Raw genomic sequence first — 12,554 nt, 5'->3', positions numbered from 1 at the left:
CTCCTTACGGAAAGTGCGGAAGTCTGTGTCGTCGCGTTCGTCGACCGAGGGGTCAGTCGTGCGCGTGGAGGGGCTTGCCTGCGAGGGCCAGGTGGGCCTCGCCGAGCGCCTCGCTCTGGGTCGGGTGGGCGTGGATGAGCTGCGCGACCTCGGCGGGCAGCGCCTCCCAGTTGTAGATCAGCTGGGCTTCGCCGACCTGCTCGCCCATGCGGTCGCCGACCATGTGGACGCCGACGACGGCACCGTCCTTGACCTGGACGAGCTTGATCTCGCCCGCGGTGTTCAGGATCTTGCTCCTGCCGTTGCCCGCGAGGTTGTACTTCAGAGCGACGACCTTGTCCGCACCGTAGATCTCCTTGGCCTTGGCCTCGGTGATACCGACGGAGGCGACCTCCGGGTGGCAGTACGTCACCCGCGGGACACCGTCGTAGTCGATCGGAACGGTCTTCAGGCCGGCCAGGCGCTCCGCCACCAGGATGCCCTCGGCGAAGCCGACGTGCGCGAGCTGGAGGGTCGGGACGAGGTCACCGACGGCGGAGATGGTCGGCACGTTCGTGCGCATGTACTCGTCGACCAGGACGTAGCCGCGGTCCATCGCGACGCCCTGCTCCTCGTAGCCCAGACCCTGGGAGACGGGGCCGCGGCCGATGGCCACCAGCAGGATCTCGGCCTCGAACTCCTTGCCGTCGGCGAGGGTGACCTTGACGCCGTCCTGGGTGTACTCGGCCTTCTGGAAGAAGGTGCCCAGGTTGAACTTGATGCCGCGCTTGCGGAACGAGCGCTCCAGGAGCTTGGAGGAGTTCTCGTCCTCGACCGGGACGAGGTGCTTCAGGCCCTCGACGATCGTGACCTCGGTGCCGAAGGACTTCCACGCGGAGGCGAACTCCACGCCGATGACGCCGCCGCCCAGGATGATCGCGGACTTCGGCACGCGGTCCAGGACGAGGGCGTGGTCGGAGGAGATGATCCGGTCGCCGTCGATGTCCAGGCCGGGCAGCGACTTCGGCACGGAGCCGGTCGCGAGCAGGATGTGGCGGCCCTCGACGCGGCGGCCGTTCACGTCGACGGAGGTGGGGGAGGACAGGCGGCCCTCACCCTCGATGTACGTCACCTTCCGGGAGGCGACGAGCCCCTGCAGGCCCTTGTACAGACCGGCGATCACGCCGTCCTTGTACTTGTGCACCCCGGCGATGTCGATGCCCTCGAAGGAGGCCTTCACACCGAACTGCTCGCTCTCGCGGGCCTGGTCGGCGATCTCGCCCGCGTGCAGCAGGGCCTTGGTGGGGATGCATCCCCGGTGCAGGCAGGTGCCGCCGACCTTGTCCTTCTCGATCAGGGCGACGTCCAGGCCCAGCTGCGCCCCGCGCAGGGCCGCGGCGTAACCACCGCTGCCACCGCCGAGGATCACTAGGTCGAAAACGGTGCTGGCGTCGTTCGCCACGTCACGTCCTCCATGCATGTGCGCCGTGAGCCGGTCTTCGACGACCGGCAGGCGGCTGGTGTCCGGCCGCTCGTTCTTCGGCCCTTCGGTGGGGCCCTGTCCTGCCGAGCCCCATCTTCGCACTTGTCGGCACACAAGGAGACGCCGGGCTGCGGTGTGAGACGCCCCACGTTCAGATGAGCCACGCCGGAGCAGCGCCCCAGGGACGCGAGGACAACGCCCGAAGGGGCGCGGGGCTGTGTCTGATCTGCGGCTCCGCCGCGCGGGCGCGAGGACAACGCCCTGGGGGCGCGGGGAACTGCGCGAACAGCCCCCACGCCCCCGCACTCGCCACACAACGGGCGAGACCGAGCTAAGAGGCGAACTCAGCCAAGGTCACCCGCGGCCGTCAGCTCCGCCAGCCGCACCAGCGTCCGCACAGCCGTCCCCGTGCCGCCCTTCGGCGTGTACCCGAAGGGCCCGCCCTCGTTGAAGGCCGGCCCGGCGATGTCCAGGTGAGCCCAGGTGATCCCCTCACCCACGAACTCGCGCAGGAACAGACCGGCGACCAGCCCGCCGCCCATCCGCTCGCCCATGTTCGCGATGTCGGCGGTGGGGGAGTCCATCCCCTTGCGCAGGTGCTCCGGCAGCGGCATCGGCCACGCCGGCTCCCCGACCTCCTCCGCGGCCTCGCACAGCGCCGCGCGGAACGCGTCGTCGTTGCCCATGACCCCGAACGTCCGGTTGCCCAGCGCCAGCACCATCGCCCCGGTCAGCGTCGCCACGTCCACGATCGCGTCGGGCTTCTCCTGCGACGCCGCCCACAGCGCGTCGGCGAGCACCAGCCGGCCCTCCGCGTCGGTGTTGAGCACCTCCACCGTCTTGCCGCTGTACATCCGCAGCACGTCACCCGGACGGGTCGCCGACCCGGAGGGCATGTTCTCGGCCAGGGCGAGCCAGCCGGTGACGTTGACCTCCAGGCCGAGACGCGCGGCGGCGACGACCGCGGCGAACACCGACGCCGCACCGGCCATGTCGCACTTCATCGTCTCGTTGTGACCGGCCGGCTTCAGCGAGATGCCACCCGAGTCGTAGGTGATGCCCTTGCCGACGAAGGCGAGGTGCTTCTTCGCCTTGGAGGAGGTGTACGACAGCTTGACCAGGCGCGGGGTGGCCGCGGAGCCGGAGCCGACGCCGAGGATGCCGCCGTAGCCGCCCTTGGTCAGGGCCTTCTCGTCGAGCACCTGGATCTTGATGCCGTGCTCCTTGGCAGCGGCCTGGGCGATCGCGGCGAACGACTCGGGATTGAGGTCGTTCGGCGGGGTGTTGACCAGGTCGCGGGAGCGGTTGAGCTCCTCGGACACGGCGACGGCGCGCTCGATCGCGGCCTTGTACGCCTTGTCGCGGGGCTTGCCGCCGAGCAGGACGATCTCGGCGAGCGGCGCCTTGCCGTTCTTCGCCTTGGGGTCCTTGCCGTTGTCCTTGTAGGCGTCGAAGGAGTACGCGCCGAGCAGCGCACCCTCCCCGACCGCGCCCGCGTCGGCGGCGTCGCCGAGCGGCAGTGCGAAGGCGGCCTTCTTGGACCCGGCCAGGGCGCGGGCGGCGGCACCGGCGGCCTTGCGCAGGGACTCCGTGTCGTAGTCGGCGTCCTTCTCCGGGACCGCGCCCAGGCCGACCGCCAGGACGAGCGGTGTCTTGAAGCCGGACGGCGCCGGCAACTTCGTCACCTCGCCCTCGCCGCCGGAGGCGCCGAGAGTCTCCAGAACGCCGGCGAGCCTGCCGTCGTACGCCTTGTCCACGGCCTCGGCGCCCGGTGCGACGACCGGCCCCTTGGCACCCTTGGCGACACCGATCACGATCGCGTCGGCCCGCAGACCGGGCGCCGCGGCGGTGCTGAGAGTGAGAGCAGTCACGGTGGTGAAATCTCGCTTCCGATGTGAAGTTGCTGAGGTCGAACGGTGTGGGTCGACCGGGCCCGACAGCCGACCCTACGTCGACCTTCTGGGGCGGGTGTCACGGGGCCTTCCCCGGTGCGGCGAACACTCGACGACGAGACTACGCGCGTGGCCTCCTTCGCTCGTTCCTGCGGGCGTTCACCTCTCGGTGGCGTAGTGGCCATTTCCTGCTCCCGCACACCGGTGAACCGGGTCACACGGCCCGGCCGCGCCGCCTGGACCCCGGTTCGCTGCTCACCACGTACGAACCGGGGGTGTGACGACGGCCTTGCCGAACCCGATCCCGGTGACGGAGGTGCCCGCGAACCGGTCGGCGAGGGAGCGGCGGCCGGGGGAGAGGGCCGGCAGTGCGTTCAGCAGGAACAGCACCACCGCGACCGCCCACACCAGCACCGACAGCACGACCTGGCCCTCGACCAGCAGTACGCAGGCCACGGCGTACACGGCGACGTCCGCGACGGTCGTGACCGCGGCCCGGCGCGCCGCCCTGATCCTGCCCGGGGGGTCCGTCGTGACCTTCAGCCCCACCAGGGCCTTGCCGACGGTCCGCCCGGCCAGGGACAGGCACGCCCACTGGTAGAGGAACACGGCCAGCACGAGCAGCCCGAAGGCCTGCTCGACGTACAGCACCGACTTGTTCCACAGCGAGAGCCCGAGGTCCTGCGAGGCGTCGAGCACGTCACCGCGCGAGGTCAGCAGATCGAAACCGCCGCGGGTGGCCAGCTCGGGCACGTCGGTGACGAGCGCGGAGACCCGGTGGAAGGTGAGCACGGCGAGCGCCGAGGCCAGCGCCACCACCAGTGCGAAATCGACGAACCAGGCCAGGGCGCGGCGCAGCTTCGGCATGAACGTCCCCCGATCACGTGTGTGTCGGGCAGGAAACTAGCGGCTCGGCGGCCCGGGCAGCAGAGGGACGAGGAGATCGTTTCAGCCCAGTGACAGAACGACCAGCGCCGTGGTCGCCGCCGTCTCCGCCAGACCGCCGAAGACGTCCCCCGTGACCCCGCCGAACCGGCGCGTGCAGTGACGCAGCAGCGCCTCGGCGGCAGCCAGGGCGAGGAGGGCCGCGAGCACCGTACGGATCACGCCGTACGGCCCGAAGAGGGTACCTGCCGCTGCCGCGGTCGCCGTGACGGCCACCGCGGCGATCACCGCGCCCCGCACCGGCACCACACCGGCGACCGCCGCGCCGAGCCCCTCCGGCCGGGCCGCCGGCACCCCGGTCCGGGCCGCCAGGGTCAGCGCCAGCCGGGCGAGGGCCGCCGAGACGACGGCGGCGCAGGCGCCCCGCACCCAGGAGGCGTCGTAGGCCTGGGTGAGCGCGGCGACCTGCGCGAGCAGGACGAGGACGAGGGTGATGACCCCGAACGGCCCGATGTCGGACTGCTTCATGATCCGCAGCGCGTCCTCGGCGGGTTTCCCGCTGCCCAGCCCGTCGGCGGTGTCGGCGAGCCCGTCGAGGTGCAGCCCCCGGGTGAGGGCGGCGGGCACGGCTGCGGTCGCCACGGCGGCGAGCGGGGCGCCCGCGCCGAGGAACAGCAGCGCCAGTCCGAGCCCGGCGGCGGCGGCGCCGACCGCGAGGCCCGCCAGCGGAGCGCACAGCATGCCGCCGCGTGCGGCCTCCCGGTCCCACCGGGTCACCCGGACGGGGATCACCGTCAGGGTGCCGAAGGCGAAGCGGAGGCCGTCGAGGGGCGAGGTTCTGGGCACCGGCGCAGGCTACCGGCCGGTCATGAGGGCGGGAACGGCAGCCGAGGATAAAGTTCACATATGGGATGGCTGGAGCGGAACATCATCGAACCAGGCAAGCTGCCGCTGCTTCTCGCTCTCGTCGCCTTCGTGCTGACCTTCCTGATCACCCGGTTCATCACCCGTCTCATCCGGGCGGGCAAGGGCCCCTTCGGCAATGTCAGCAGCGGTGGCGTCCACGTCCACCACGTGGTCCCCGGGGTCATCCTGACGATCGTCGGCGGTTTCGGCGCGGTGGCGGGCGGTCAGCACGGCTTCGGGTCGTGCCTGGCGGCGGTGTTCTTCGGCATCGGCGCGGGCCTCGTCCTGGACGAGTTCGCCCTGGTCCTGCATCTCGCCGACGTCTACTGGACCCCCGACGGCCGCAAGAGCGTGGAGATGGTCGTCCTCACCGCCTCCCTGGTCGGCCTGCTCCTGATCGGCTTCTCGCCGCTGGGTGTCAACGACCTCAACGACGACCAGCAGCAGAACCGGGCCGTCGTCCTCGTGAACATCCTCGTGAACTTCGCGTTCGCCCTGATCGCCCTGTTCAAGGGCAAGGTCCGGCTCGCGGTCGTGGGCCTGATCATCCCCTTCATCGCCATCATCGCGGCCGTACGGCTGGCCCGGCCCACCTCCCCGTGGGCCAAGCGCTTCTACCGCAAACGGCCCCGCGCCCGGGCCAGATCCGCCCTGCGCGCCTACCACCACGACCGCCGCTGGGTGACACCCATGCGAGCTGTTCAGGACTGGATCGGCGGCGCCCCCGACCCCGAGCCGGCCCGGTCCCTCGAACGCCGCTGACGCAGCTCGCCGGCCGCGCACAGCGCCAGTACCACCACGATCGCCGCGAGGTGCTCCTTGCCCGCGAGGTTCTCCTTCAGCGCGACCTCGGCCACCATCGCCACGATCACCACCGAGGCCGTGACGTACGCGCGGTACCGCCACCCCAGGAAGACGGCCAGGCCCACCACCGCCGCCGACGGACCGGTGTCCACGACCCGGGCGTCCGAGGCGGGCAGGCCGAGCGGCGAGTCCGGGCCGAGCCAGATGCCCAGGCGGGCGTACAGCGTGCCCGCGAGCGTCGCGACGTAGGCGAGGGCCAGGGTGCGCCACCGGCCCAGGCACAGCTCGGCGATGCCGAACACCAGCAGGATCTGCACGAGCGCGCCCCACACGGGCAGGTCCAGCGCGGGCACGAACAGCGACAGCGGTGTACGCAGCAGCGCGAGCCACAACGGGTCCTCGGCCCGCACGCCACCGGCGTTCTGCACGAACCGGTAGCCCCACGCCTGGTTGTGCACGACGTGCAGCACGGCCGTGAGGCACACGACCGCCACCGCCATCGGCGCGGCCCGCCACCGCCGCTCGGTCAACGGCCCGCGCACCGCGGCGTACAGCGCACCCCATTCGGCGCGGGCCCAGCGGGCGAGCGTGGTCATCCGGCGGTCGTCCTCGTCCGTGCATGGCGTGGATGGAGGGTGTCTGCGACTCAGTCAAACCGACACCACGTTCCAAGACCGACCGGAACGGGACGAAGTTGAGCCAGGCGTGAGTGAGCTGGATCTCGCGACCGCCACTGCTCGGGGGCGCTCTACGAGGCCCCGTCCCCGCCTGGCTCCCCGGGCCCCTGCGGCTCCCCGGGCCCGGGCGGTTGCCCGGGTCCGTACGGCTGCTCAGGGCCCGGCGGTTCCCCGGTCCCTACGGCTGCCCAGGCCCCTCCGGCTCCACGGTCCCCTCCGGCTCCTCGGTCCCTTCCGGATCCTCGGACTCCTTCGGCTTCTCGGGCAGTTCCGCCGCCAGTGCGGCAGCGGCCTGCACGAGCGGCAGCGCCAGCAGGCCGCCCGCGCCCTCCCCGACGGTCACGCCATGAGTGAGCAGCGGCTCCAGCGCCATCCGGTCCAGAGCCTTGGCCTGCCCGGGCTCGCCGCTGTCGTGCGCGGCCAGCCACCAGTCCGGCGCCCGGAACGCGATCCGCTGCCCGACCAGCGCGCAGGCGGCCGCCACGACCCCGTCGAGCACCACCGGGAGCTTGCGCACCGCGCTCTGCAGCAGGAAACCCGTCATCGCGGCGACGTCGGCCCCGCCGACCGCCGCCAGCAGCTGCAGCTGGTCCCCGAGCACCGGACGCGCCCGGCGCAGCGCGTCGCGGATCGCCGCGCACTTGCGCATCCACGCCAGGTCGTCGATCGCCTGCCCGCCCCGCCCGGTCACGACCGACGCGTCGACCCCGCACAGGGCCGCGACCAGCACGCCCGCCACCGTGGTCCCGCCGACGCTCACATCGCCGAGCACCACCAGGTCCGTGCCCGAGTCGGCCTCCTCGTCGGCCACCGCGACCCCGGCCAGGAAGGCCGCCTCGGCCTCCTCGGGGGTCAGCGCGTCCTCGACGTCGATCCGCCCGCTGCCGCGTCGCACCCGGTGCCGCACGACATCCGCCGGCAGGGCCTCGGGGTCGCAGTCCAGGGCCATGTCGACGATCCGCACCGGCACGCCCAGCCGTCGTGCCAGCACCGACACGGGCCGGCCGCCCTCCAGCACCTCGCGGACCAACTCCCCGGCGCTGCCCGCCGTACGGGCCGAGACGCCCAGCTCGGCGACGCCGTGGTCACCGGCGAAGAGCACCACCCGCGGCCGTTCGACCGGCCGGACCGGCACGGCGGACTGTGCCGCCGCCAGCCACTCACCCAGTTCGTCGAGTCGGCCCAGCGACCCGGGCGGCACGATCTGTCGCTCCCGGCGCGCCTCGGCGTCACGGCGGATCCCGCCGTCCGGACGCTCGATCAGATCGGTGAAGTCGTCGAGATTAAGCGAGCTCATTCGCCGAACAGTACCGGCCCGGGTCGAACAGCACGGCGCCACATCACCACTCCGTGAAGGCGACGTCGTTGCACCCGAGATCGTCATCCCATACGTTCCGTTTTGCAGCGGATTGTCGTACACGGTCGTGCGTGGTCGTACACGGTCGTGCGACGTCCCCGCCGTACGTCCTCGCCGTACGCCGTCGCGCCCGGGAGCCGCCCATGCCCGCACACCCCGCCCCGCCCGCACCCGCTCTCGCCCAGCCGACCGCACGGGTCCACGAACCGCGCCGGGAGGACTGCCCCTGGTGCGGCTCGGCCCGGCTGCGGAACCGGTTGCGCACGGGTGACCTGCGGCAGTACAAGCCGGGCAGCTTCACCGTCGACGCGTGCCGGGACTGCGGCCACACCTTCCAGAACCCCCGCCTCACGGCGGAGGGTCTCGCCCTCTACCACCGGACCGCGCGCGGGGCGCCCAGGGACCCGGCGAGCGACGGCCTCCTCGCCCTGCGCGGCAGCCCACGCCGTCACCGCTCGGCGGCCCGCGCGATGCTGCTCTGCGGCGAGCCGGAGAGCTGGCTGGACGTCGGGACGGGCCACGCCCGCTTCCCCGCCACGGCCCGTCAGTTCTTCCCCTACACGGCCTTCGACGGCCTCGACCCCACGCCGCGCGTGGTCCGCGCCCGCACGGCCGACCGCGTCGAGGAGGCCCACGTCGGCCGTCTGACGGACCCTCGGATCGCCGCCCCGCTGCGTGCCCGCTACGACGTGGTCAGCATGCTCCACCACCTGGAGGGCACGCCCGATCCGCGGGCGGAACTCCGGGCCGCCCTCTCCGTCCTGCGCCCGGGCGGCCACCTGCTCATCGAGACCCTGAGTCCCCGCTGCGTCTTCGCGGCCCTGCTGGGCCGCTGGTGGCTCCCCTACGACCAGCCGCGCCACCTCCACCTGCTGCCCCCGCAGAACGTCCGCGCGGAACTGGAGTCGGCCGGCTGCACGATCCTGGCGCTCGACCACCGCCCGGTCCACGTCCCCCACGACCTCGCGGGCGCCACGTCCCTGGCCCTCTCCCACGCGCTGCCCGCCCCCGACACCCCCTGGCGGGCGATTCCCCCGCCCCCCGTGCAACGGCACGCCCGTACGGCCCTGCTCCGCGCCGGCCTCCCCCTGGTGGCCCTTGCGGCACTGGCGGACCGCCTCGTCGCCCCGGTGGCCCGCCGCACGCGCTTCGCGAACACCTACCGGGTGATCGCCCGCACAGCTCCGTAGGCCGAGGCCGAGGGGGGGGAGCAGGAGGGGCCGCGCCGACGCCCCGCTGCGCGGCGGCGTTCCTGCGGGGTCGGCGGCGGAGGCAGGTCGCTGACTCCGCGCACCCGCCTCAGCCCCGCAGCACCATCGCCTGCCCGGCCACCACCAGCAGCACATGCTCACACTCGTCCGCGAACTGCGCGTTCAGGCGCCCGAGTTCATCCCGGTAGCGCCGCCCCGACGCGGTCGACGGCACGATCCCCGACCCCACCTCGTTCGACACGGCGACCACCGTCCGCCGGGTGACCCGCACGGCCTCCGTGAGTTCCCGCACCCGCTCCCGCAGCACCTTCTCCCCGCGCTCCGCCCACACCGCGTCGTCCCACGCCCCGGCGGAGTCCATCGCGTCGGTCAGCCACAGGGACAGACAGTCGATCAGCAGGGGCGGCCCCTCGGCCTCCAGCAACGGCACCAGGTCACAGGTCTCGACCGTCCGCCACGACCCCGGCCGGCGATCCCGATGGGCCGCCACCCGCGAGGACCACTCCGTGTCCCCGTTGCGCGACCCGCCCGTCGCCACGTACAGCACGTCGGGAAAGGCCTCCAGCCTCCGCTCGGCCTCCACCGACTTGCCCGACCGCGCGCCGCCCAGCACCAGGGTCCGCCGCGGCACGTCCGGCACGTCCTCGTACGCACCGACCACCAGCGTCACCCCGTCCGGCACGGCCCGCGCCCCGGCCGCCGCGAGCCGCCGCCCGAGCTCGGGGCCGGGCGGCAGGTCGTGGTCCAGGTGAACGGCGACCACGTCGGTCGTCGGGCCGAGTGCGCCCACCGCCCGCAGCCTGGCCAGCGCGTCCGGCCGCCCCACGACGTCCGCGAGCACCATGTCGTACGACTCGGCCGGCTGCTCCAGACCCGCCGGCGCCCCGCCCGGCGGCAGATACAGCAGCCGCTGTCCCTCCGGCCCCGTCACCGCGTACCCCGTGCCCGGCGCGTCCAGCGCCACCGCCCGCACCCGGTGCCCCGTCAGCAGCGTCAACTCGCGCCCGTCCGGCACCCGTCCGGGCTGCGGCAGCCCTGCCGGCACCTCGACCGCCGGCCCGTCGTGGGGATGCGAGAGCAGCACCTGCCGTACGCCGGTCAGGGAACGGCCCGCCCGCGCCGCCGCGAACGCCGCGCCCGGCGTCAGGTCGAGCAGCAGCGCCCCGTCCAGCAGCAGCGAGGTGGCCGCCCGCGCGTCGGGGCCGAGAGCAGCCGCGCATGCCGCGCAGGGACAGTCGGGGCGGGGAAGCCCGGAGGGCGCGCCGGTGCCAAGCAGAGTCAGTTCCACGCAACGATTCTCACCCGTGAGCAACCGACACGCGTCACAAAGACGCCCCGACAGGGGCGCGGGGAACCGCGCGGCCGGCCCCCCGACCAGCCCCCCATGACCCGCAGGCGACGGGATACCCGTACCCCGCAAGGCCTATAACGCCCCCACCCGGGAAGCGCTTAGGCTCTGGACGGGAGCCGGACCAAGATCCGGCTTTTCGCTGTGCAGTGTGCTCACACACATGGGAGGCGTACATGGCGGCATGGACGTGGCGGTTCGAGAAGACCGACGGGACGGAGGTCCAGCCCGCGGTGCCGCCGGAGGAGTTCCCCACCCAGGGGGACGCCGAGTCCTGGATCGGGGAGCACTGGAAGGCCCTCCAGGAGGGCGGTGCCGACCAGGTGCGGCTGTTCGAGGACGCCACGGAGATCTACGGGCCGATGAGCCTGCACGCGGCCGAGGCGTGAGCCCGGGGGCGGGCGGGGGCCGACGGCTCCCGCCCGCCCCGCTTTCCGTTCCTCCCCCTGCTGCTTTCCGTTCCTCCCCCTGCGCCCGGCGATCCACTCCCCGTGCGGCCCGGCGACTCAGCCGCGCACACCGCACAGGTGCAGCAGCGCCGCCACCCCGCGGTACGGATCCGTCCGCCCGGCCTTCTCCTCCACCGCGAGGAGCGTCTCCACGTCGTCCGGCACCTCCGCGGCGTCCGCCGCCGTGTCGGTGAACACCCGCACGCCGTACCAGGCGTGCAGCGGCGCCCCGATCCCCGCGAGCGTCGACGTCAGGTCCTTCAGCCGGTCGGCCCGCACGTCCAGCCCGAGCCGGTTGCGGTACGAGACGGTGTCGAAGGACGCCAGCGCCCCGGCCCAGTCACCGGACAGCCCCGGCCGGATCGCGAGCGCGTCCCCGTTGCGCACCAGCAGGGACAGCAGCCCGCCGGGCGCGAGCATCCGGGCGAGCCCCGCCAGCAGCGGGTCGGGTTCCTCCACGTACATCAGGACGCCGTGGCACAGCACCACGTCGAAACTGCCCGGCAGGAAGTGCACGCCGGTGTCCCGGCCGTCGCCCTCGATGATCCGCATCCGCTCCCGGATGCCCTCCGGCTCCCCGGCGAGGGACTCCCGGGCCACGGCGACCATCGTGGAGTCCTGCTCCAGGCCGGTCACCTGGTGCCCGGCCCTGGCCAGCCGCAGCGCCTGCGTGCCCTGGCCCATCCCCACGTCGAGCACCCGCAGGCGCTGACCCACCGGGAAACGCCCGACTATCTGCTCGTCCAGCTGGCGGGCCACCAGCTCCTGACGGACGACATCGCGCAGCCCGCCCAGCTTGTCCAGCCAGGCTTTTGCCGCACCCCCGGAGAACGGCGTTGCGGTCAGGGCCGCTCTCCGCGCTTGACCTGCGGCTTCGGCAGCCGGAGCCGGCGCATCTGGAGGGAGCGCATCAGGGCGTAGGCGACGGCGCCACGCTTGTTCTCACCCGCGAAGCGCTCGTTCAGCTGCTTCTTCAGCCGGAAGGACGTGACGAACGAGTCGAGCACGATCAACACGATCACCACGAGCCACAGCAGCAGCGCGATGTTCTGCAGCGACGCCACCCGCACCATGCTCAGCACGAGGATCACCACGGCCATCGGCAGGAAGAACTCCGCGATGTTGAACCGGGAGTCGACGAAGTCGCGCGCGAACCTGCGGACCGGTCCCTTGTCACGCGCGGGCAGATACCGCTCGTCGCCGCTCGCCAGCGCCTGGCGCTGCCGCTCCATCGCGGTACGGCGCTCCGCGCGCTGTCGCTTGGCGGCCTCCTTGCGCGTCGTCGACGTGTTGGCCACGCTGCGGCGCTGCGACTGGGCCGCACTGCGCTTGGGCGTGGGGCGGCCCTTGGGGGCCTCGGGGTGACGGGGCTGACTGGAGTCGGTCACCGGCGCCTTGGCGGCGTCCTGGGCCTTCTCATCCTTCGCACGGCTACGGAACACAAAACCCAAGGGTAAGGGCTTCCGGGCATGGACCCCAGCCCGGTGGGGAACGATCCGGCAACACCAGTCGTCAGTAAGGGGACAGAGGGGACGTTGCGTACGCCTCCGGATGTTTCCCGGC

General features: G+C 72.8%; 12 protein-coding genes. 3 read left to right on the top strand and 9 right to left on the bottom strand.

All coding sequences use genetic code 11. The annotated features are described in order from the left end of the window. Positions 1 to 52: 52 nt before the first annotated feature. From lpdA to AB0B29_RS00115, 4 genes are all read right to left on the bottom strand, one after another. On the bottom strand, positions 53 to 1,441 hold the full coding sequence (lpdA, locus tag AB0B29_RS00130) for a dihydrolipoyl dehydrogenase (RefSeq protein ID WP_362231880.1): 1,389 nt from the start codon (positions 1,439 to 1,441) through the stop codon (positions 53 to 55). A 365-nt stretch (positions 1,442 to 1,806) separates the two neighbouring features. Continuing rightward, complete coding sequence (locus tag AB0B29_RS00125; RefSeq protein ID WP_362231879.1) at positions 1,807 to 3,333, bottom strand: leucyl aminopeptidase; 1,527 nt, start codon at positions 3,331 to 3,333, stop codon at positions 1,807 to 1,809. A gap of 276 nt (positions 3,334 to 3,609) precedes the next feature. After that, on the bottom strand, positions 3,610 to 4,221 hold the full coding sequence (locus AB0B29_RS00120) for an RDD family protein (RefSeq protein WP_362231877.1): 612 nt from the start codon (positions 4,219 to 4,221) through the stop codon (positions 3,610 to 3,612). 81 nt (positions 4,222 to 4,302) lie between these two features. Then, positions 4,303 to 5,085, bottom strand: a complete 783-nt coding sequence (locus tag AB0B29_RS00115) for an adenosylcobinamide-GDP ribazoletransferase (RefSeq protein ID WP_362231876.1) — start codon at positions 5,083 to 5,085, stop codon at positions 4,303 to 4,305. A gap of 60 nt (positions 5,086 to 5,145) precedes the next feature. Here AB0B29_RS00115 and AB0B29_RS00110 point away from each other — a divergent pair, with 60 nt between their 5' ends. After that, a complete protein-coding gene (locus AB0B29_RS00110; RefSeq protein ID WP_362231874.1) occupies positions 5,146 to 5,907 on the top strand; it encodes a hypothetical protein in 762 nt (253 codons plus the stop codon). Here AB0B29_RS00110 and AB0B29_RS00105 read toward each other — a convergent pair. Then, a complete protein-coding gene (locus AB0B29_RS00105; RefSeq protein WP_362231872.1) occupies positions 5,847 to 6,545 on the bottom strand; it encodes a hypothetical protein in 699 nt (232 codons plus the stop codon). The genes AB0B29_RS00110 and AB0B29_RS00105 overlap by 61 nt on opposite strands. 259 nt (positions 6,546 to 6,804) lie before the next feature. Continuing rightward, the gene (gene cobT / locus AB0B29_RS00100) at positions 6,805 to 7,923 is read right to left on the bottom strand and encodes a nicotinate-nucleotide--dimethylbenzimidazole phosphoribosyltransferase (RefSeq protein WP_362231870.1); all 1,119 of its coding nucleotides are present in this window, start codon (positions 7,921 to 7,923) and stop codon (positions 6,805 to 6,807) included. A 203-nt stretch (positions 7,924 to 8,126) separates the two neighbouring features. On the opposite strand from cobT, the gene AB0B29_RS00095 reads away from it, so the two are divergent. Continuing rightward, entirely contained in the window at positions 8,127 to 9,173 is a 1,047-nt protein-coding gene (locus tag AB0B29_RS00095; protein WP_362231868.1) for a class I SAM-dependent methyltransferase, read from the top strand. A gap of 109 nt (positions 9,174 to 9,282) precedes the next feature. Here the strand turns inward: AB0B29_RS00095 and AB0B29_RS00090 are convergent, their stop codons facing one another. Next, the gene (locus AB0B29_RS00090; RefSeq protein WP_362231867.1) at positions 9,283 to 10,482 is read right to left on the bottom strand and encodes a bifunctional adenosylcobinamide kinase/adenosylcobinamide-phosphate guanylyltransferase; all 1,200 of its coding nucleotides are present in this window, start codon (positions 10,480 to 10,482) and stop codon (positions 9,283 to 9,285) included. 236 nt (positions 10,483 to 10,718) lie between these two features. On the opposite strand from AB0B29_RS00090, the gene AB0B29_RS00085 reads away from it, so the two are divergent. Next, complete coding sequence (locus tag AB0B29_RS00085) at positions 10,719 to 10,931, top strand: hypothetical protein (RefSeq protein ID WP_062926420.1); 213 nt, start codon at positions 10,719 to 10,721, stop codon at positions 10,929 to 10,931. Between the two features lie 117 nt (positions 10,932 to 11,048). Here the strand turns inward: AB0B29_RS00085 and AB0B29_RS00080 are convergent, their stop codons facing one another. Beyond that, positions 11,049 to 11,750, bottom strand: coding sequence for a class I SAM-dependent methyltransferase (locus AB0B29_RS00080; protein ID WP_362231865.1), 702 nt, complete (start codon positions 11,748 to 11,750; stop codon positions 11,049 to 11,051). Between the two features lie 83 nt (positions 11,751 to 11,833). Beyond that, the gene (locus AB0B29_RS00075) at positions 11,834 to 12,433 is read right to left on the bottom strand and encodes a DUF3043 domain-containing protein (protein ID WP_362231864.1); all 600 of its coding nucleotides are present in this window, start codon (positions 12,431 to 12,433) and stop codon (positions 11,834 to 11,836) included. Positions 12,434 to 12,554 lie beyond the last annotated feature (121 nt).

It is taken from the genome of Streptomyces tibetensis (assembly GCF_040647715.1).
Classification (GTDB): domain Bacteria; phylum Actinomycetota; class Actinomycetes; order Streptomycetales; family Streptomycetaceae; genus Streptomyces; species Streptomyces tibetensis_A.
This window is presented reverse-complemented; position numbering and strand designations above follow the sequence as displayed.

Coding starts and splice junctions, on each gene's coding strand:
- AB0B29_RS00120 (WP_362231877.1), bottom strand. CDS start 4,221: ATGCCGAAGCTGCGCCGCGCCCTGGCCTGGTTCGTCGATTTCGCACTG.
- AB0B29_RS00110 (WP_362231874.1), top strand. CDS start 5,146: ATGGGATGGCTGGAGCGGAACATCATCGAACCAGGCAAGCTGCCGCTG.
- AB0B29_RS00105 (WP_362231872.1), bottom strand. CDS start 6,545: ATGACCACGCTCGCCCGCTGGGCCCGCGCCGAATGGGGTGCGCTGTAC.
- cobT (WP_362231870.1), bottom strand. CDS start 7,923: ATGAGCTCGCTTAATCTCGACGACTTCACCGATCTGATCGAGCGTCCG.
- AB0B29_RS00095 (WP_362231868.1), top strand. CDS start 8,127: ATGCCCGCACACCCCGCCCCGCCCGCACCCGCTCTCGCCCAGCCGACC.
- AB0B29_RS00085 (WP_062926420.1), top strand. CDS start 10,719: ATGGCGGCATGGACGTGGCGGTTCGAGAAGACCGACGGGACGGAGGTC.